This window comes from Azospirillum sp. SYSU D00513 (assembly GCF_017356015.1).
GTDB lineage: Bacteria > Pseudomonadota > Alphaproteobacteria > Azospirillales > Azospirillaceae > Azospirillum.
In genome coordinates, this window is sequence record NZ_JAFIQV010000008.1 from 111,123 (window position 1) to 128,325 (window position 17,203).

Sequence of the window (17,203 nt, forward strand, 5' to 3'; positions counted from 1 at the left end):
GGCCGGTCCCTCAGCTCGCCGCCAGCAGGGCGGGGCGCTCCGGCACGGTCGGGGCCGGGCGGCGCGCCGCGACCCAGGCCCGCAGGTCGGCCAGCGGCATCGGCCGGGCGATGTGGTAGCCCTGCATGATGTCGCATCCCGCGTCCTTCAGGAAGGCGACCTGGTCGGCCGTCTCCACCCCCTCCGCGACGACCGAGAGCTGGAGCGTCTTGGCGAGCTTGATCATCTGCCGGATGATCTCCGCGTCGCGGCTGCCGCTCTGCGCGTCCCCCAGGAAGGAGCGGTCGATCTTGATCGTGTCGATGTCGAGCCGGCGCAGGTAGATCAGGCTGGAATAGCCCGTGCCGAAATCGTCCAGCGCCACGCTGACGCCGAGCGAGCGCAGGCTGTTCAGGGTGGTGAAGGCGCGCGCGGTGTCGCCGATGACCGCCGTCTCGGTGATCTCCGCCTCCAGCAGGGTGGGGTCGATGCGGTGCCGGCGGGTCAGGCTGTTGATCAGGCCGGTCAGGTCGCCGCGGTTGACCTGGGCTGCGGCGACGTTGACGGCGACGTGCAGCGGACCGAGCCGCGCGGCGTCCCAGCCCGCGATGGTCCGGCAGGCCTCCTCCAGTACCCAGGCGCCGAGCGGCTCGATCAGCCCGGTCTCCTCGGCGACGGGGATGAACTCCACCGGCGGGATCCAGCCGCGCTCGGGGTGGCGCCAGCGGACCAGCGCCTCCACCCCGCACAGCGCGCCCGTGGCGACGCTCACCTTCGGCTGGTAGACGAGCGACAGCTCGCCCGCGTCGATGGCCTTGCGCAGGGCGTGCTCCAGCGCCAGCCGCTGCTCGGCCGCCCGCGTCATGGACGGGCTGAAGAAGCGCATGGTGTTCCGCCCCGCCTGCTTGGCGGCGTACATCGCCGTGTCGGCGTTCTTCAGCAAGGACGCGGCGTCCGTGCCGTCGTCCGGATAGACCGCGATGCCGACCGACCCGCTGACATGCAGCGTGTGCCCGTCCAGCAGCATCGGCCGGGACAGCTCCTCCAGGATGCGTTCGGCCCGGTGGGCGGCCTCGTTCGCCGCCTCGCGCGTGCCCGCCAGCCCCTCGGCCAGGATCACGAACTCGTCGCCGCCCATGCGCGCCACCGTGTCCGACGGGCGGATCGCGCCGCGCAGGCGGCCGGCCACCTCCACCAGCAGCTCGTCGCCGGTCCGGTGGCCCAGCGTGTCGTTGACCATCTTGAAATGATCGAGGTCGAGGAACAGCATCGCCAGCCCGCGCCCGTCCGCCGCCGCGCAGTGCAGGGCGTGCGCCGCCCGGTCGGCGAAGAGGGCGCGGTTCGGCAGGCCGGTCAGCGTGTCGTGGTAGGCCAGCCGCTGCACATGCTCGTTCGAGCGCTCCAGCGCGTCGGTGCGCTCGGCCACGCGCTGTTCCAGCTCCAGCTCGTTCTCGCGCAGCCGCCGGTTCGCGGTGCCCAGCGCCGCCCGCGTGCGGTGCAGGTGCAGGACCAGTGCCGCGAGCCCGCTCGTGAACAGGACCAGGATGCCCGTGAAGAGGCCCGTCGTCTTGATGAGAAAGCGCGCGCGCTCGTCCACCGGGGCGAAGATCTCCTCCTGGGACAGGTGGACGGCGACGATCAGCGGGCAATGGGTCATCCGCCGGAAGGCGCCCAGCATCCTGCTCTGGTCGATGGCGCTGACGATGGGCACCACATCGGCGGCGGGGCGATCCGGATCGAAATAGGGGCGGTCGGCGGGCAGTTCGCGGCCGATCCATTGCCGTCGCAGCGGGTCGACGCGCTGGGTGTGCAGCATGCGCAGGACTCGGTCGTTCCCGATGATCGACACGCTGCCCTTCTCGCCGATCGGCAGATCCCCGGCCAAGCGGGTGAACAGGACCGGGTCGTAGGAGAAGGCGAGGACTCCGGCGAATTCGCCGTCCGGGCCATTGACGCGCCGCGTGAAGGTCAGGGACCAGCGCTGCGGTCCCGGCAGGAACTCCGGCTTGGCGATGAAGGTGCGTTCCTCGCGGATGCCCGCCGGCCGGTTGCGGTGGACCCGGAACGGCTCCCAGCCATGCCGGTGCTCGCTCTCCCGCTCCGGGAGCGTCGAATCGACCAGCAGGCCGGAGGAATCCATGATCGAAACCTCGATCAGCCCATCCTGCGGTATTCCATGGACCAAGCCGGAGAGCCGGCCCCGCATCGGCATCCTGGCCGCCGTCATCAGCTCCTGGGCCGACAGTTCCCAGGACAGCTCATCCCCCATCTCGACGAGAGCGTGGTTGATCCGCTCCATCCGGTCGATGAGACGCGCCTCGAAGGCGCGCACCAGGTCGGCCGCCTGCTGGCGGGACACGGAGTCCGTCGATTCCCGATCGTGCCTTATCTCGTTGAGGGCGGCCAGCCAGGTGATCGACACGACCAGGATCGTGAAGGCGGCGATCACGAACAGGACGCCCCAAAGCGTCGCACGTCCCTCCGGTACGGGTTCCCCCAGGGCTTGGTCCTGCATTTTCCCCCCGCCTTTTTATTCGGCCGGACGCGGCACTTTCCGGCTGTGCTTTGAACCTAAGTAGGGGCGGGATCCTTGAGAAACTGTAAAGCAACCGTCACGGTTGTGTAATTTTTGGGATGGCGGGGCAGGAACCGTGCAGCAATATGACTTGGGATGCGGGAGGCCCGGCATAGGAAAGGCATGCGGCGCCCCGATTTTTCCGTATCGGTGGAACAGGCCGCGCCGTTGCCCCCGGAACACAGGCGCGAAAATTCTGTTGGTACCACTAAGCAATGAGCGACGCCCCACGGGGCTAACCCCAGTCGTCTCCGCTCCGGCGGACGGGGCGCCGGGGTCTGAACATCGCGCCGATCCGCATCGGTGGAAAAGACCGGTCGGGTTCGGCACCAGGATGGAGGTGCCAATGGCTATCATCACCAACGACTACCCGACGCACCGTTACGAGCCGCGCCGCGAAAGGAAGCGGCCGGAATGGCTGGTGCTTGCCATGCTCCTGTCGCTTCTGTTCTGGGTGGTGCTCGGGGTGATGATCTTCGGCTGAGGCCGGAAAGGGCCGCCGGGCAACGCACCGCCGGTCCGGCTGTTGAGCCGTCCGGCGGGCCGGAACCATTCCGGCCCGGCCTGATTCCGGAGAACAGAACCGATGCCGAGATTACCCGCCGGCCTGGCCTTGGCCGTGGCGTTTCTGACCCTTGCGGCCTGTGCCGGCCTGCGCGAGCCCGCGACGGCGCCGGCCGAGCCGGGTGCGGTGGCCGCCCTCGACCGCTATGCCCCGAACCAGTGCAACCCGGCCGTCGCCGAGGCGCTCGCCGGCGCACGCATCCCGATCGCGCAGGTGGAGGGTGTCGTCTACGGCCTCTATCGCGATCTCAACCGCGACCGCATCGTCATGTACGACGCCTGGGTGAAACTGAGGGGTCAGCCGGGCAGCGTCGTCGTCCAGCTCGACGAATATTGCTTCCTGCGGCAGGTCTACACCCGCGGCGGCGCGCAGTTGCCGGACCCCGCGCGGGGCTGACTCCCGAGCGGAGGCTTCGGCAGGCTTCCCTCTCCCCGCCACCACTTTCCGCATAGGCCCTGATCCGGGGCGCGCGGGGCGCCGTATCCCGTTGCGGAAAACAGCTGGTGTGTCAGGTGTCGTTGATGGAAGCCTCCCCTCACATCCTCATCGCCGAGGATGAGAGCCTCGTAGCCCTTGCGCTGGCCGCCGTGCTGGAAGACCAGGGATTCCGGGTCACGGTGACGTACAACGGGCGTCAGGCGCTCGAAGCCGACGCGCGGGACGCTGCGGACATACTGGTGACGGATCTCCGCATGCCGGTGATGGAGGGCGGCGAACTCATCCGGGAAATCCGGCGCAGCCGTCCCGGCCTGCCGGTGGTCGTGATGACCGCGAACGGCGACCTCCTGCCCCGTGAGGAGCGCGATCGGACGTTCCTCCTGCGCAAGCCGTTCCGGCTGGGCAGCCTGATCGAGATCGTCCAGTCGATGCGGCTCGGCGTCGCGGCGTGAGGCAGGTGCCGCGCCGTCAACGTGATACAAAGGTGGGCAAGGCGACCGTGATGGCCTGCTCCAGGGCTTCCGGGATGAAGGACTTCAGAAGATCGCCGTGGTGGTTTGGTGGTCCATGGCCTCCGCCCTGCGGCGCGTAGTCTTGCCGTTCCGGCCGGTGACGAACACGACACGGCAGCCGTCCGCGCGCAGCTGTTCCGCCAGATCAATCCCGTCCATGTCGCCTTTGATGCGAATGTCCAGCAGCGCCAGGGGCGGCCGCTCGGACGCGGCCGGGGCGAGCGCTTCCTCCGCTGGGCCGACCGGATGCTCAGGGAAAGGATGGAGGAGCGCAGGGCCGATCTCTCCACGGCGCTGGGCGAACTGCAGCGCGCCTCAGATCATCACCAGCCTGCCGACCCTGAAGGCACTGCGCTCCACGGATGTTTCCATCCGCGAGGGGCCGAACGACACCTTGCGCCGGATCCGGAGGCCGCCGGCCTGGGGCTGGTCAAGGCCATCGCGCGCCAGGCCAATGGATCCGTGTCCCTGACGGCCAAGGGGCGGCACGGCGTTCGAGCTGGTCTATCGGGGATAATGAGGCCGGAGCTGGTCGGGCGGGGGCGGAGAGGCCGCTCTCCTATTCCGCCGCTGGCACGGGCTCGCCCACCGGTTCGGCGAGCACGGCGCGGTCGCGACCCCCGTGCTTGGCGGCGTAGAGCGCCTCGTCGGCGCGGGCCAGCGCGAGATCCCGCGCGCCCGGTGCCGCCTGCGGGTCGATGGACAGGATGCCGAGGCTGATCGTGAAGCGACGCGGCTCGGCCGCGTCCGGTCCCAGGGGGATGAGGCCGGCGTCCCGGACCGCCTGGACCAGCTTCGCGCCCACCCGTTCCGTCTCCTCCAGCGCGATGCCCGGCATGAGGAGGAGGAACTCCTCCCCGCCGACGCGGGCGATGATGTCGTGGCCGCGGGTGCTGCCGCGCAGGATATCCGCCAGCATCCGGATGACGCGGTCGCCCACGCCGTGGCCATGGGTGTCGTTGATCGCCTTGAAGCGGTCGATGTCGATGGCGACGAGCGCCAGCGGCGTTCCCTCCCGCGCGCATTTGGCCGCCTCGCGCGCGTACAGCGCCTCGAAGCCCCGGCGGTTCCAGACCTGGGCCAGCGTGCACATCAGCGCGTCGCGCCGGGCCTCGTCCAGTTCCGCCAGAAGCTGCATCTGCGTCTCGCCGAGGCGCCGGTTCTCCAGCGCCATCTCCGCCAGCCGGGCGAGGTCGCGGATCGCCTGGAGGTCGGCGGCGGTGAAGGCGCGCGGCTCCACGCCGCTGAGGCACAGGGTGCCGATGCTGTGGCCTTCCGCGTTCTTCAACGGCATGCCGGCGTAGCTGCGCAGGAAGGGCGGGCCGAGCACCAGCGCGTTGTCGGCGAAGCGGGCGTCCTCGCGCGCGTCCGGGACGACCAGCATCTCCTCGCCCAGGATCGCGTAAGCGCAGAAGGACAGATCGCGCGGCGTTTCACCAGCGTCGAGGCCGACGCGGGACTTGAACCACTGCCGATTCTCGTCCACCAGCGTGATCAGCGCGAAGGGTTCGCCCACCATGCGGTGCGCCGAGCGCGTGACGCAGTCCAGCATCTCCTCCGCCGGCGAGGAGAGCAGCAGCATGCGGCGCAGGGACGCAAGCCGCTCGGTCTCGTTCGTCGGTTTCGGCGCGGCCGGCATGGCAAACACTCCTTAATTTCGGGTAAGGGTGCCGCCGCGTCAGATCCTTGTCAATCCGGCCGCGGAGCATGCGGTCAGGCGTGCCGGGTGGCTGCCTGATCTGCCCCGGCTCACGCCGTCAGGCGCTGGGCGGGACCACGAAGCAGGCCATGCCGAGGCCGGCGAGGCTGGCGCAGCTGTCGGCGGCGCTCTTCTGCGACAGGCCGGTCAGCCGGGCGCGGTAGAGGGTGCCGTCCTCCGTGCTCACGGGCTGCACGACTCGGCTGGCGCGGTCGAGCAGGGTGGGCAGGGTGCGCCGCGCGCGGTCGATCACGCGCGAGCCGTCATCGGGCGAACGGAAGGCGCCGAGCTGGATGGTCCATTGCCCGGCGACCTGCACCGGAGCGGCGGGGACGGGAGCGGGGCGGGCGACGACCGGTCCCGGCGCCACGGAGGGCCTCGGCGGCACATAGGGCGGGGCAACGGCCGGCGGGGGCAGTTCGGCAACCTGGACCGGTGCCCGCGTGACCGTCTGGGCGGAGGGCGGCTGCACGGCGGAGCGGGGAACCGGGTCCACCGCGGCCACGGCCACGATGCCCGTGTCGTAGCCGCCCGGCGCGGGTGCCGCGCCGTTCAGGCGCGGACCGACGGAGGCGAGATAGCGCCGCGTTTCGCCGGGCAGGGTGCGGCGTCCGGCCAGATAGTCGCCGTAGCAGCCCGGCCCGCAATTGTAGGCGCCCAGGAAACCGGGCGCGCCGAACAGATCGTACATCTCCCGCAGATAGGCCGTGCCGGCGAGGATGTTGTCGCGCGGATGGAACGGGTCGGGGCCGAGCCCGTGTTTGCGCCGCATCTCGGCATAGGTCCCCGGCATGACCTGCATCAGCCCCATGGCGCCCGCGTGGCTGACGATGGGGCGGCCGTTCATCATGGTGCGCCCGCCGCTCTCCTGCCGGATGACCTCGCGGATCCAGTGTTCCGGCATGTTGAAGCGGGCCGACGCCTCGGCGATGTGCTGGTCGAAGTTGCCGCTGCCCGCGGTCGTCTGCGGAGCATCGCCCGCGCAGGAGGCGACCAGGGCCGAAAGGGCGACCGCGCCCAACAGTGATTTCACGCGACGCACAGTGCTGCCCACCTTCAGCCCCGCCCCTTCATACTTTCGACGGGTCGGACGATTGCACATCCGCGACGAAGCGTAAACGGCGCGGTCTGTGACTTCTTCCCGCAGGGGCCGGCCCAGGCGCTGATACTTCAGATGCCGGTCTCCGGGCTGGAGGCCAGGAGCGCGGGCTGGTCAGGAGGCGGGTGTGAGCCGGACCGGCATGTCGAGCGCTGCGCCGTTCCGCAGGATGCGCAGCACCATGACCGGGCGTTCGGCCGTGCGGAGCGCGCTCCGCAACTCCGCCAGGCTGGACACGCGGCGCCCGTTCGCCCTGGTGATGGCGTCGCCCGGCCTTGTCCCGGCCCGTTCGGCGGGCGAACCCGGGACCACCTGCCGGATCATCAGGCGCCCGACCCGGTCCGGCACCACTTGGACGCCGAGCTCTGGGCGGGCCGGCGCGACGGCTTCCAGCGCCGTTGGTGCCGGCGCCATGGGGGTGGAGACGGCTTCCACCACCTCGGCGCGGCCCTGGAGCAGGGCGGCGACCACCGCACGGGCATGGTCGATGGGGATGGCGAAGCCCAGGCTGCCACCGCCCTGCTGTAGGACGGCGGTGTTGATGCCGACCACGCGCCCGGAACAGTCGAACAGCGGCCCCCCTGAATTGCCGGGATTCAGCGGTGTGGTGGTTTCCAGCATGTCGTACAGATGTGTACGCGGGCCGGTGATGACCTCCCGCCCGAAACCGTTGACGACGCCCTGCGCCAGCGCGAGGCCGCGGCCGAAGGGATTGCCGAGGGCAAAGACCGGGTCGCCGGGGCGCAGATCGCGTGCCGCGGCTTGCGGGGCCGGAACGTTCCCCGTCCCAGGTCCGTGGAGCGATGCCGGATCGACCGCCAGCACGGCGATGTCGCGGTCCGACGCGCGCGCCACGATTCGGGCGGCGCCGGTTGCGCCGCTGGCAAAGGTCACCTCGTGGACGGTGCCGGCGGCGACGACATGGTCGTTCGTGACAATAGTGCCACGGGCGTCCCAGACGATCCCGGTGCCGTGCGCCGGTCCGGCCGGGGTGCTGATGGTGATCCTCACGGCGGCGGCCTGCCCGTCCGGCCGGGTGGCTGGACAATCGCCGGCCCTGGCGGGGGCGGGCGCCAGCAGCACCAGGATGGGAACGAGGCAGCAGGAGAGAAGGGCGGGCTTTCCCATCGAGGGCGCCAGCCGCAGGCCGGCCAGGCAGTAGCGCCGCCACCCCGCCCTATGCCCGACGGGCCGCGGGAAAGCCTTGACCCCTAGTGGTAAGGCGATGAGTCCCCTGGAACTTGGCGTCGATGGCGTCACGATGCCCTCGGCAAAAGTTTGCCCTGCCATCATTATTGGCCGAATAGAAACTTTCTTCAAGATTGCGGTGGCGTAAAGCCATTCAACTCAACGCCCGGGGGCGTTGCCCGCGTTCGGCGAAGGGAAGCGGAGTCCCCTCGGGCCGGGAGTGGCGCAACGCGAAAGGGGTAACGTCTCTGGACGGTCGTGGGCCGCCCATGTGATAGTCGAGCGGCCGGACGGACGACAAGGTGACCGCCATGCGCGTGACGACTCTCCTGCTTTTTCCCCTAGCCGCTGGCCTGTCCGGCTGCGGTGCCGTCGCCTATCCGCTGGGCCTTGCCACTCCGGTGAACGCCACCTACGCCGCTCACACCTATGCTGCACCGCCCTACGCCGTGCCGATGCTGGCTGTGCCGGCGGTCACCGTGCCCGTCTACCCCGGATCGGGGCCCCTCGACGGATCGACCGCGCCGGTCATTCTCGCTCCGGCCCCGTTGATGGCACCAGTGATGGCGGGTGCCCCCGCGGCCGCTTTCCCGATTCCGGCGGCCGTCGCCTCTGCAATGACCGTTCGGGGCACCGCCGTGCCCCCGGTCACCGCGGCTTCGGTCCTGTCCGCCCCGATCGCGGCAGCGCCCGCGCCCCCGACGCCCGCGCAGGCAACACTCACGCAGGCAGCACCCTTCGTGCCGGCGCCGGGCGGGGCCTCCATTGGTACCCTGCCCCTTCAGTCGGCGCCCGCTCAGCCGGTCCCGCTTCTGGCGCCTCCAGATCAGGCGGCTCCGGTCCAGGCGGCCCCGATGGCGAGTTCCGTCGTCACCGTGCCGCTGATCGCCAGCCCGCCGGTCTATTACGTCCGCTGACCGAGGATCGTCCCGCGATGAAAGCCGTTGTCCACAGTCCCGCCGCTCGGCTTCGGGCGACGCTGCCCGGCGCTTCTGTTCTGTCCCTGATGCTGTGCATGTCCGCAGGAGCCGGCGCGCAGACGCTCTATTATGCGGCACCGGTGCAGCCGGCGGCGGGCGGCGCCTCGGCCATCGTCGCGGCGCCCGGCGTCGTCATGCTGGTGCCGCCCGTGTCGACGGTGCCGCACCTCGCGGCCACGCCCGTCGGCAGGTACGCTCCGGTTGCGGGCACGGTGCATCCGGCGGTGCGGAGCTTCTACCAGGTGAAGAAAGGCGGGACGCTGGCCGACGTCTCCCGGAAGACCAGCGTGCCCCTGGAGGACATCCTCCGCCTCAACCCGCTGCTCAGTCCGCAGGCCCGCCTGAACGCCGGGACGCTGGTCGGCTTGCCCTGACCGGATCCGCCCGGAGGATAGCTTGAGGGACCCACCCATGCGCCTTGTACCGCTCCTTGTCAGGCGCCGCTTTCTCGCCGCCACGGCCCTGACCCTGCTGGCCGGCTGCGTGGTGCGCCCGCCGGAGCCTGCCGGTCTGCTCGTCCCCGCGCGGGTCATCCCGATCGGCGCCGGCCGGGACGACGTGGTCGGCCTGCTCGGCCCGCCGGCCAGGGGGCCGGTCTTCGACCGCTACAGCAACCTGTCGGAGATGGTCTACAGCTTTCCCTTCCCGGCTATCCGTGGGGAAACCCGCTTCCCCGACGGCACGACGCGGGTGGAAATGGTGGACCGCATCCATCTTTTCTTCGACCGGAAGAACAAGCTGGACCGCATGGCCTACCGCACCGACCGCTATTACCCGAGCGTGACCGATCTGCGGATCGACCAGATCACGATTCTTCCCCACCGGATCGATCCGGACGGGCGGGTGCTGCCCCTTGTCGCCCAGCCCTGAGGCCGGTCAGGCGCCGGCGAGCGTGATGGTGTAAGCCAAGCTCCGCTCCTCGCCGGGAGGGATGTGCATCAGCCCCGGCTTGTCGCGGAACTCCCTGTCGAAGTCCTCGGGGGAGGCATGGCCGCGCCAGGGTTCGATGCAGAGGAAGTCGCCGCCCGGCTTCGACCAGATCCCCAGCTCCTCGAAGCCGTCCCAGGACAGGATGATGGCGGGGGTGCCCGGCGCGCCGTAGCGTACCGACCGGCTGGCCGGCCGGTCCAGGATCACGGCGTCCTCGGCGAAGAGGGACTCATCCAACGGCAGACGCCGCCCCTGGACCGGCGTCGGGAAGCCCTCTTCCCGCAGCAGGCCACCCCGCACCCGACGGATCGGGGCGGTTTCCTCCTCGGAAAAGAGCAGCTCGTGCGCCGTCTTCGGCACGCCGTCCAGCAGCGGCCAACGGAAGGCCGGATGGACGCCGAGCGAGGCGGGAAGCACCGTGGCGCCGGGGTTGAAAACAGTGTGGCGGATGGTCAGCGACTCCTCCGCCAGCGTGAAGGCCAGCTCCAGCCGGAAGGCGAAAGGGTAGAGCGCCCGGCTCGCCTCGTCGTCGGTCAGAACGAGACGGCAGGCGTGCGGCCCGCGCTCCATCCAAGCGAAGCGCCGGTCACGGGCGAAGCCGTGCTGAGTCATGCGGTGGGCCGTGCCCTCGTGCAGCAGCCGGTCATCCTTCAGCCGTCCGACGATGGGGAACAGAACCGGCGCGTGGCGCGGCCAGGCCGGGCCGGCCTGCCACAGCAGCTCCTGTCCTGCGGCGTCGCGCAGCGAGCACAGCTCGGCCCCGTCCGCCTTGACCGTGGCGGAGAGCCGCCCGCCCTCCATGCGCCAGACGTCGAGTCCATCCCCGTTCATGCCGATCCTCCCCTTCGAACCCGTGTGCGCCGGAAGCCTTTTGCGCCAGGGGCCATTCTGGACAAAAGCCGCGTCACCGGAAACGCCGAATTGCCGGTAACGGATCAGCGGGGCAGCCAGCGCGGAGCGCGGGATTCGACCGGAGGGAAGCACGTGATGGTTGCTCATGCGTGCGGCACGCATTATCAGTGGGTGGTGCCTTGCGCGGAGGAATCGATGGATAGGTTGCCGGTCGACTACGGTCAGTTTGCAATCCTCATCATCGAGGACCAGCCTTTCGTCCGAAGGATCATCGCGCAGATCCTGTCGCAGATCGGATTCCGCACGATCATCGAAGCGGAGGACGGCGAAAGCGGCCTTCAGGCCTGCATCCGCTCCAAACCCGACCTGATCCTCTGCGACATCGACATGAAGCCGGTCTCCGGGCTCGACTTCCTGGCCAGCCTGCGCGCCAGCGCGGAGGTTGCGAACCCCCGCACGCCCGTGGTCTTCCTGACCAACCACACCGAATCGGAAATCGTGAAGCGGGGCATGGCGCTGGGTGTCAACGGATTCGTGGTCAAGCCGCCCTCGCTGGGCGCCTTGAAGGAGCGGGTGGACCGCCTGCTCCCCGCGCCCGTCTGAGAGGCCGCCATGCTCCGTGGTGCCATTCCCGTCCTGTTGGGCTGCCTTCTGCTGGCCGGCTGCTCCGGCGAGCCGTCGGAGGCGGACATGCGCGCGCTGGTCGAAGGCTTCATGCGCACGGCCGTGCAGGGGAAGGGGCAGGGCGCCTTCACGAAGTTCGAGGCCTTCCGCAAGCAGGGCTGCGTGGACAGCAAGGACAAGCCCGGCTCCTACGACTGCTACTACGCCGCAACCTTCGAGGCGCGCGAGGGCCGCAAGGCCCTGACCGTGAACGGCAAGGGCCGCTTCTGGCACGACGGCAAGCGGCTCGCCTTCGAGGATCTGGGCGCCCAGCCGCGCTGAACGCCCGGATTCATGGCGCGGGCGGCGGTCAGACCGCCCCGATCTCCGCCGAAAAACGCTCGAAGAAGGCCGTGATGACGCGGTCGGCCTTGGCCTGAACCAGCTTCACCGCCATGCGCCCCACGGCACCCCCCAGCGCCGCTTCAAGCGTGTAGGATAGGTGCGTGTGCCCGTCCGCCTCCTCCAGCGTCACGCGGGCCTGCCCCTTGACCATCCCGGCCAACCCGCCGCTTCCCTCCGCCAGCAGCAGATAGGAGCGCGGCGCCTCGACCGGGTCGAGATGCAGCTTTCCCGAAAAGCGCGCCTTCAGCGGCCCGACCGAGGCGCGGACACGCGCCGTGTAGTCGGTCGGCGACAGCCGCTCCATCTCCTCCAGTACCGGAATGCAGCGCATCAGCACCGCCGGGTCGCACAAGGCCGTGAACACCCGGTCGCGCCCCGCCGGAATCCGGTATTCCCCCCTCAGTTCCATGGGTCCTCCCTTACCGCCGACCCTAACAGGTGGGGACGGGATTCCGGCACGCCACCCCGTTCGGACGGGGTAGGGGCGGCAGGAACGATGCTGGAGGTGACAGCGTATGCTACAACATGTTACCCGTCATGGTGGATTGGACTGAGCCTTGAGTGCTGCTCGGTTGAGGAAAGAAGCGGCGTAAAGGGCCGTTCAGGTCCGCCGCCTCTTGTCCTGCTCCGCTTGCTCAGGGGCATGCCAGAGAATTTCTGCTGGAAATGGATTGCACGGTAAACATGAACATCACATCGAAAATCCGAGTGACTGCCGCTTTCCTTCTGCCCGTATTGATGCTGCCGGCGATGGCCATTGCTTCCCCGGAAGAAAGCTATTCGGTCCGGTTCAGCCAGTGTATGGATCGAAGCGGCGGCGTCACGTCGGAGATGCTCGACTGCATTTCCGCGGAGCATGAACGGCAGGACGCGCTGCTTAATGTTGCTTACAAGGCAGCCATGAAGGCCGCCGAGGAGACGGACCCGGCCCGGAGCAAGGAACTGCGGGACGTCCAAAGGACATGGTTGAAGTACCGCGAATTGAAATGCGGTTTTGAGGCCGGAGCTGGGGGCACCATTGCCATCGTCAACGCGGCATCCTGCAATCTTGCGATGACGGCCGAGCGAGCAAAAGAATTGGAACACATCGCCGAGGTCTATTGAGACGCATAGGTCTTCACAGCGAACACCAGCATGATGAAGGACCGCATCAGAGCGGTGCCGCGCGAACAGGACTTACTATGGCACTACCCGATTTCCAGACCGTGATGCTTCCGGTGCTGCGCGTTTCCGCCGAGGGCGAGGTGCGCACGACCGATTTCGTGGAGCGGCTTGCGGACTCCTTCGGCCTGACGGCGGAGGAGCGGTCGCAACTGCTGCCCTCCGGCCGGCAGACCACTTTTGCCAACCGCGTCCATTGGTCCATCGCCTATCTGGGCAAGGCCGGACTGGTCGAGCGCACGCGCCGTGCGCATTACCGCATCACGGAACGTGGCCGGGAGGTGCTGGCCAACCCGCCGGACCGCATCGACATCAAGTTTCTGACGCGCTTCCCCGATTTCCAGCGTTTCCGCGAAGCGGAAGCGGAGGCCGTGACCGGTGGCGACGCCGAGATCCCGGTGGCCGAGGCTGGGATCATTTCCGTGCTGACGCCGGATGAGGTGATGCGGGGTGCGCACCGGCAGCTTGAGGCGGCGCTGGCCGATGACCTGCTCCAGCGCGTCCGCACCGGAACGCCCGCTTTCTTCGAAAGCCTCGTGGTCCGCCTGCTCATTGCGATGGGTTATGGCGGCTCGGTTGCCGACATGGACAAGGCGCTGGTCGGGGGCAGCGGGGATGGCGGCGTGGACGGGGTCATCGACCAGGACCCTCTTGGTCTGGACCGGATCTATGTCCAGGCAAAGCGCTATGCGGAAGGCAACACCGTCGGTGCCGGAGCAATCCGTGACTTCTTCGGCAGCCTGGACCGCTTCAAGGCCAGTAAGGGATTGTTCGTCACCACCTCGACCTTCTCTCCCTCCGCCCGCGAAACCGCCGATCTTCTGAGCAAGCGCATTGTCCTGATCGACGGCACGCAGTTCGCCCGGCTCATGATCCGGCACGGCGTCGGGTGCCGGGTCGAGGAGGTGCTTCACATCAAGAAGCTGGACGAGGAATTCTTCGAACCCTGACCAGCACAGGAAAGACGGACGAAGCGCGCAGGGAAGAGGTTCCTGCGCGATGGCGCGGGACTTTGCATCTGGCCTGCGGAGCCGCCGGGCTCGTGTGCTTCAGAACATTTACATGGGGAAGAGAGGTGGTGCCCAGGGACGGAGTCGAACCGCCGACACGGGGATTTTCAGTCCCCTGCTCTACCAACTGAGCTACCTGGGCATCCTGGCCGGCGGGGCGTTTCGTCCGCTGCGGCGTGGTGTGGGCGGTCTTATAGGGAAGATTTTTGGGTCTGTCTAGCCAAAGCTTTTGCTTGCGCTCCCGGAAAAACGCCGGTAAATACCCGGCCCACGGCGACGACGTCCCCATCGTCTAGAGGCCTAGGACACCGCCCTTTCACGGCGGCGACACGAGTTCGAATCTCGTTGGGGACGCCACCTTCCACGTTGCAACCGCACGGTGCCGATTTCTCGATCGGTGAAGGTCCCGAAGCCTCCTTCTGCCCTTTCGCGTTCTTCAGTCCTTGGGCGTTTATTGCTCCGATGCTAGGGCGGTCACATTCGACTGTTTTAGTTGGGTGAGGAACGGCACGCCTTCGCGCATCGGCGAAGCGCCCCTTCGATGGCCGTGCCTTTGATCACCGCCCTTGCCGCCATCCGCTTTTCCGGGGTTGGAAGCGGTCGCCATTGCGTCCGGCCCGTGATCCGGAAAGAGTGGATGCCGTTTCGGTGGCACCTTCCGCCGCTGTCTTCCCTCGAGATCGGATCATGAGCGCGTACCAATATTACGAGTTCCTGGCCGTAGACCGGCCGCTCGACGCCGGGGACCAAGCTCAGCTGCGGGCCATCTCGTCGCGGGCACGGATCACCGCGCATGGCTTCGCCAACCAGTATGACTGGGGCGATCTGTCGGGCGATCCCGTGGAGATGATGACGCGATGGTTCGACCTGCACGTCCATGTCGCGGACTGGGCCTCGCGGACCTTCATGGTCCGTCTGCCGCGCCGGCTGTTCGACCCGCGGCTGTTCGAGCCCTATGCCGACGATGAGAATTTTCGGGTGGTGGAGAAGGATGGAAGCCTGATCCTGAGGTTCGGGGCCATCGACATGGAACTGGACCGTACGGACGATGGCACCGGCTGGATGGCCGTGCTGGCGCCATTGCGCTTCCAATTGCTGGAAGGCGATCTGCGCTGCCTCTATCTGATCTGGCTGCTCCAGGTGCAGTGGGACACGCTGGATGATGGAGAACTGGAACCGCCGCGGCCTCCGGGCCTGTCGCGGCTCAACGGCGCGTTGCGGGCCTTCGCCTCCTTTTTCGAACTGGATCAGGACCTCGTCGCCGCTGCGGCGGAGGGGGACGCTCCGGCGGAAGACCCGTTGACCGACACGGCGTTGGAGGCTTTCGTCCGCAGCTTTCCGGAGGAGGAGAAAAACGCGCTTCTCCTGCGCGTCCTTCGGGGCGAGGGGGCCACGATCCCCGGAGAGATACGCCGGCGCTGCCGCGAGAGCATGCGAACGCTGGGGCGCGGACTGCCCGAACTCCAGCCGCGCCGTGTCGGCGATCTTCGCGCCGCCGCCGCGATTCATGCCCAAGCACGGCAGCGGCGCGCCGAAGAACAGGCCGCCCTCGAACGGGCGCGGCATGAGCGCGCCGAGGCGGATGCGCAGGCCCGGCGGCTCAGGGTCTTGGAAAAACGGGTCGAGGCCGCCTGGCGGGAGGTGGAAAGCCTGATCGAGATGAAGCGCGCCGCCGAGTACAAGCAGGCGGTCGCGCTTCTGCTCGACCTGAAGGCCTTGGCGGTGCGCGACGGCTGGGAAGCGGACTTCCTCGACCGCATCGACCGGCTGCGCGCCCGTCATTTCGCCAAGACGGCTCTCAAGGCCCGGTTGAACGAGGCCGGCTTGCTTGGCCGCGAGGGTTAGGCGGGCGCGGCCCTTCAGGCTTTCTCGACCGTCATGACGCTGGCCAGCCGTTCGCCCAGCGTCGGCGCGGCGTCCACATGCAGCGTGCCGGAATAGGCCGGGCGGTCGCCGACGCTGGCGACAAGCGGGTCGCCGGGCGGCAGGATGTCCTTGAAGGTGCGGGCGCGCATGTCTTCCAGCGTCTTGCGCACGCGCCCGTCGAAGCTCTGGTCGTCCTCGCCGGGTTCCTGGTGGATCACGCCGACGATCTGGGTGATCTCCCGCGTGCCGCCGGGGTGGTAGGGGTCGCCTTCGCGGTAGCTGTGGACGACGACGGCGTTCCGGGTCGCGACTCTCCGGAGTTCGGCATCTTTGTTGGTGTGGCTGAACATCGGGCACCTCCGCTCTCTCTACAATTAGAGATACCCCGATTTTTCGGAAATCAAGACAGCCCTTCCGTACAGCCAACTTTCGGCCGAGCGTCATAACGTCGGAACGGTTTCGACCTCCAGCTCGCCCGCATAGACGCGCCGGCCGGGCTCCAGCCCCAGCAGTTCGGCGAAGCCGCCGGCGGGGCGGCGGGGCGGCGTCCAGACCTGTTCGCGCAGGGAGCGGACCGTGGCCTCGGCCCGGTTCAGGAAGGCGGCGTCCGGCTCGCCCCGCTCCTGGCGCAGCAGCCCGACCACCTCCTTGACCTTCCGCGTCGCCTGAGGGCGGTCGGGCAGCTCGGCGTCGTAGACGTGCAGAATGACGGCGTTGTTCGTCATGGGAGAAACCCATCCCGATGTTGCGGTGGCACAGCGTCACCGGGCGAACACGGACCCGAAATTTTTTATTCCCGGATTTTTTCGCCGGGCGGGCAGGAAAAATAGGGAACTCTGCGCAGCACCTTCCGTACGGGTTCGGGCGCCGTTAGAAATTCGGTACGAACTCCCAACGCAGAGCCCAAGGAAACCTCCCATGAAGCAGGCCGTCACGACCCTGACCGTCCAGACCCGTGGCGCCGGGCTGGTGGAGGTGACCGGGGCGGTGGAACGGTGGCTGGCGGGGCAGGGGATCGGCACGGGGCTGCTGACGGTCTTCTGCCGGCATACCTCGGCGTCCCTCCTCATCCAGGAGAACGCCGACCCCGACGTCTGCCGCGACCTGGAGCGTTTCTTCAAGCGGCTGGCGCCGGAGGACCCGTCGCTCTACCTCCACACGGACGAGGGGCCGGACGACATGCCGGCCCACATCCGCGCCGCACTCACCAACACGCAGCTCTCCATCCCCGTGATGGAGGGGCGCATGGCGCTCGGCACCTGGCAGGGCATCTACCTGTTCGAGCACCGCGCCCGCCCGCACAGCCGCCAGCTCGCCCTGCATCTGCTGGGCGAGTAGGGC

21 protein-coding genes and 2 tRNA genes are annotated in these 17,203 nt (G+C 68.5%); 13 read left to right on the forward strand and 10 right to left on the reverse strand.

Features of this window, described 5'->3' with window-relative positions:
• Positions 1-10: 10 nt before the first annotated feature.
• Positions 11-2,494 (reverse strand): EAL domain-containing protein, encoded by a 2,484-nt coding sequence (locus JUB11_RS08495; RefSeq protein WP_207458084.1) that lies wholly within the window; start codon positions 2,492-2,494, stop codon positions 11-13.
• Between the two features lie 406 nt (positions 2,495-2,900).
• Here JUB11_RS08495 and JUB11_RS08500 point away from each other — a divergent pair, with 406 nt between their 5' ends.
• The 3 genes from JUB11_RS08500 (at position 2,901) to JUB11_RS08510 (ending at position 4,009) form a co-directional block, all read left to right on the forward strand.
• Positions 2,901-3,038, forward strand: a complete 138-nt coding sequence (locus JUB11_RS08500) for a hypothetical protein (protein ID WP_207458085.1) — start codon at positions 2,901-2,903, stop codon at positions 3,036-3,038.
• 102 nt (positions 3,039-3,140) lie between these two features.
• The gene (locus tag JUB11_RS08505; protein WP_207458086.1) at positions 3,141-3,515 is read left to right on the forward strand and encodes a hypothetical protein; all 375 of its coding nucleotides are present in this window, start codon (positions 3,141-3,143) and stop codon (positions 3,513-3,515) included.
• Between the two features lie 125 nt (positions 3,516-3,640).
• On the forward strand, positions 3,641-4,009 hold the full coding sequence (locus JUB11_RS08510; protein ID WP_207458087.1) for a response regulator: 369 nt from the start codon (positions 3,641-3,643) through the stop codon (positions 4,007-4,009).
• A gap of 84 nt (positions 4,010-4,093) precedes the next feature.
• Here the strand turns inward: JUB11_RS08510 and JUB11_RS33355 are convergent, their stop codons facing one another.
• From JUB11_RS33355 to JUB11_RS08530, 4 genes are all read right to left on the reverse strand, one after another.
• Positions 4,094-4,228, reverse strand: a complete 135-nt coding sequence (locus tag JUB11_RS33355; protein ID WP_348771389.1) for a hypothetical protein — start codon at positions 4,226-4,228, stop codon at positions 4,094-4,096.
• 400 nt (positions 4,229-4,628) lie between these two features.
• Entirely contained in the window at positions 4,629-5,708 is a 1,080-nt protein-coding gene (locus tag JUB11_RS08520; protein WP_207458088.1) for a sensor domain-containing diguanylate cyclase, read from the reverse strand.
• A gap of 118 nt (positions 5,709-5,826) precedes the next feature.
• A complete protein-coding gene (locus JUB11_RS08525) occupies positions 5,827-6,801 on the reverse strand; it encodes a lytic transglycosylase domain-containing protein (protein ID WP_348771390.1) in 975 nt (324 codons plus the stop codon).
• A gap of 180 nt (positions 6,802-6,981) precedes the next feature.
• Positions 6,982-7,995: a trypsin-like peptidase domain-containing protein gene (locus tag JUB11_RS08530; RefSeq protein ID WP_207458090.1), complete on the reverse strand. Its 1,014-nt coding sequence runs from the start codon at positions 7,993-7,995 to the stop codon at positions 6,982-6,984.
• Positions 7,996-8,366: 371 nt separating this feature from the next.
• Between JUB11_RS08530 and JUB11_RS08535 the strand changes: the two genes are divergently transcribed.
• From JUB11_RS08535 to JUB11_RS08545, 3 genes are all read left to right on the forward strand, one after another.
• Entirely contained in the window at positions 8,367-8,972 is a 606-nt protein-coding gene (locus tag JUB11_RS08535) for a hypothetical protein (protein ID WP_207458091.1), read from the forward strand.
• Between the two features lie 98 nt (positions 8,973-9,070).
• On the forward strand, positions 9,071-9,409 hold the full coding sequence (locus JUB11_RS08540) for a LysM peptidoglycan-binding domain-containing protein (RefSeq protein WP_207458092.1): 339 nt from the start codon (positions 9,071-9,073) through the stop codon (positions 9,407-9,409).
• A gap of 37 nt (positions 9,410-9,446) precedes the next feature.
• Positions 9,447-9,905, forward strand: a complete 459-nt coding sequence (locus JUB11_RS08545; RefSeq protein ID WP_207458093.1) for a hypothetical protein — start codon at positions 9,447-9,449, stop codon at positions 9,903-9,905.
• Between the two features lie 6 nt (positions 9,906-9,911).
• Here JUB11_RS08545 and JUB11_RS08550 read toward each other — a convergent pair whose 3' ends face one another.
• Entirely contained in the window at positions 9,912-10,796 is an 885-nt protein-coding gene (locus JUB11_RS08550; protein WP_247886927.1) for an aldose 1-epimerase family protein, read from the reverse strand.
• A 216-nt stretch (positions 10,797-11,012) separates the two neighbouring features.
• Here JUB11_RS08550 and JUB11_RS08555 point away from each other — a divergent pair, with 216 nt between their 5' ends.
• Positions 11,013-11,420, forward strand: a complete 408-nt coding sequence (locus JUB11_RS08555; RefSeq protein ID WP_207458094.1) for a response regulator — start codon at positions 11,013-11,015, stop codon at positions 11,418-11,420.
• 9 nt (positions 11,421-11,429) lie between these two features.
• Positions 11,430-11,762: a hypothetical protein gene (locus tag JUB11_RS08560; protein WP_207458095.1), complete on the forward strand. Its 333-nt coding sequence runs from the start codon at positions 11,430-11,432 to the stop codon at positions 11,760-11,762.
• A 28-nt stretch (positions 11,763-11,790) separates the two neighbouring features.
• On the opposite strand, the gene JUB11_RS08565 is transcribed toward JUB11_RS08560, so the two are convergent.
• Complete coding sequence (locus JUB11_RS08565) at positions 11,791-12,234, reverse strand: carbon monoxide dehydrogenase subunit G (RefSeq protein ID WP_207458096.1); 444 nt, start codon at positions 12,232-12,234, stop codon at positions 11,791-11,793.
• 275 nt (positions 12,235-12,509) lie between these two features.
• Here JUB11_RS08565 and JUB11_RS08570 point away from each other — a divergent pair, with 275 nt between their 5' ends.
• On the forward strand, positions 12,510-12,929 hold the full coding sequence (locus JUB11_RS08570; RefSeq protein WP_207458097.1) for a lysozyme inhibitor LprI family protein: 420 nt from the start codon (positions 12,510-12,512) through the stop codon (positions 12,927-12,929).
• Positions 12,930-13,006: 77 nt separating this feature from the next.
• Positions 13,007-13,936, forward strand: coding sequence for a restriction endonuclease (locus tag JUB11_RS08575; RefSeq protein ID WP_207458098.1), 930 nt, complete (start codon positions 13,007-13,009; stop codon positions 13,934-13,936).
• A 126-nt stretch (positions 13,937-14,062) separates the two neighbouring features.
• On the opposite strand, the gene JUB11_RS08580 is transcribed toward JUB11_RS08575, so the two are convergent.
• A tRNA-Phe gene (locus JUB11_RS08580) sits at positions 14,063-14,138 on the reverse strand.
• A gap of 139 nt (positions 14,139-14,277) precedes the next feature.
• On the opposite strand from JUB11_RS08580, the gene JUB11_RS08585 reads away from it, so the two are divergent.
• Together JUB11_RS08585 and JUB11_RS08590 are read left to right on the forward strand one after the other, a co-directional pair.
• A tRNA-Glu gene (locus JUB11_RS08585) sits at positions 14,278-14,353 on the forward strand.
• 330 nt (positions 14,354-14,683) lie between these two features.
• Complete coding sequence (locus tag JUB11_RS08590) at positions 14,684-15,841, forward strand: hypothetical protein (protein ID WP_207458099.1); 1,158 nt, start codon at positions 14,684-14,686, stop codon at positions 15,839-15,841.
• 14 nt (positions 15,842-15,855) lie between these two features.
• Here JUB11_RS08590 and JUB11_RS08595 read toward each other — a convergent pair whose 3' ends face one another.
• Positions 15,856-16,212, reverse strand: a complete 357-nt coding sequence (locus JUB11_RS08595; protein WP_207458100.1) for a hypothetical protein — start codon at positions 16,210-16,212, stop codon at positions 15,856-15,858.
• A gap of 90 nt (positions 16,213-16,302) precedes the next feature.
• The gene (locus tag JUB11_RS08600; protein ID WP_207458101.1) at positions 16,303-16,587 is read right to left on the reverse strand and encodes a hypothetical protein; all 285 of its coding nucleotides are present in this window, start codon (positions 16,585-16,587) and stop codon (positions 16,303-16,305) included.
• A gap of 193 nt (positions 16,588-16,780) precedes the next feature.
• Here JUB11_RS08600 and JUB11_RS08605 point away from each other — a divergent pair, with 193 nt between their 5' ends.
• Complete coding sequence (locus JUB11_RS08605; RefSeq protein WP_207458102.1) at positions 16,781-17,200, forward strand: secondary thiamine-phosphate synthase enzyme YjbQ; 420 nt, start codon at positions 16,781-16,783, stop codon at positions 17,198-17,200.
• The last annotated feature ends 3 nt before the right edge of the window (positions 17,201-17,203 follow it).

Bases quoted from the DNA above. Each gene is read 5' to 3' on its own strand.
- JUB11_RS08495 (WP_207458084.1), bottom strand. From the start codon at position 2,494: ATGCAGGACCAAGCCCTGGGGGAACCCGTACCGGAGGGACGTGCGACG.
- JUB11_RS08500 (WP_207458085.1), top strand. From the start codon at position 2,901: ATGGCTATCATCACCAACGACTACCCGACGCACCGTTACGAGCCGCGC.
- JUB11_RS08505 (WP_207458086.1), top strand. From the start codon at position 3,141: ATGCCGAGATTACCCGCCGGCCTGGCCTTGGCCGTGGCGTTTCTGACC.
- JUB11_RS08510 (WP_207458087.1), top strand. From the start codon at position 3,641: ATGGAAGCCTCCCCTCACATCCTCATCGCCGAGGATGAGAGCCTCGTA.
- JUB11_RS33355 (WP_348771389.1), bottom strand. From the start codon at position 4,228: ATGGACGGGATTGATCTGGCGGAACAGCTGCGCGCGGACGGCTGCCGT.
- JUB11_RS08520 (WP_207458088.1), bottom strand. From the start codon at position 5,708: ATGCCGGCCGCGCCGAAACCGACGAACGAGACCGAGCGGCTTGCGTCC.
- JUB11_RS08530 (WP_207458090.1), bottom strand. From the start codon at position 7,995: ATGGGAAAGCCCGCCCTTCTCTCCTGCTGCCTCGTTCCCATCCTGGTG.
- JUB11_RS08535 (WP_207458091.1), top strand. From the start codon at position 8,367: ATGCGCGTGACGACTCTCCTGCTTTTTCCCCTAGCCGCTGGCCTGTCC.
- JUB11_RS08540 (WP_207458092.1), top strand. From the start codon at position 9,071: ATGTCCGCAGGAGCCGGCGCGCAGACGCTCTATTATGCGGCACCGGTG.
- JUB11_RS08545 (WP_207458093.1), top strand. From the start codon at position 9,447: ATGCGCCTTGTACCGCTCCTTGTCAGGCGCCGCTTTCTCGCCGCCACG.
- JUB11_RS08550 (WP_247886927.1), bottom strand. From the start codon at position 10,796: ATGAACGGGGATGGACTCGACGTCTGGCGCATGGAGGGCGGGCGGCTC.
- JUB11_RS08555 (WP_207458094.1), top strand. From the start codon at position 11,013: ATGGATAGGTTGCCGGTCGACTACGGTCAGTTTGCAATCCTCATCATC.
- JUB11_RS08560 (WP_207458095.1), top strand. From the start codon at position 11,430: ATGCTCCGTGGTGCCATTCCCGTCCTGTTGGGCTGCCTTCTGCTGGCC.
- JUB11_RS08565 (WP_207458096.1), bottom strand. From the start codon at position 12,234: ATGGAACTGAGGGGGGAATACCGGATTCCGGCGGGGCGCGACCGGGTG.
- JUB11_RS08570 (WP_207458097.1), top strand. From the start codon at position 12,510: ATGAACATCACATCGAAAATCCGAGTGACTGCCGCTTTCCTTCTGCCC.
- JUB11_RS08575 (WP_207458098.1), top strand. From the start codon at position 13,007: ATGGCACTACCCGATTTCCAGACCGTGATGCTTCCGGTGCTGCGCGTT.
- JUB11_RS08590 (WP_207458099.1), top strand. From the start codon at position 14,684: ATGAGCGCGTACCAATATTACGAGTTCCTGGCCGTAGACCGGCCGCTC.
- JUB11_RS08595 (WP_207458100.1), bottom strand. From the start codon at position 16,212: ATGTTCAGCCACACCAACAAAGATGCCGAACTCCGGAGAGTCGCGACC.
- JUB11_RS08600 (WP_207458101.1), bottom strand. From the start codon at position 16,587: ATGACGAACAACGCCGTCATTCTGCACGTCTACGACGCCGAGCTGCCC.
- JUB11_RS08605 (WP_207458102.1), top strand. From the start codon at position 16,781: ATGAAGCAGGCCGTCACGACCCTGACCGTCCAGACCCGTGGCGCCGGG.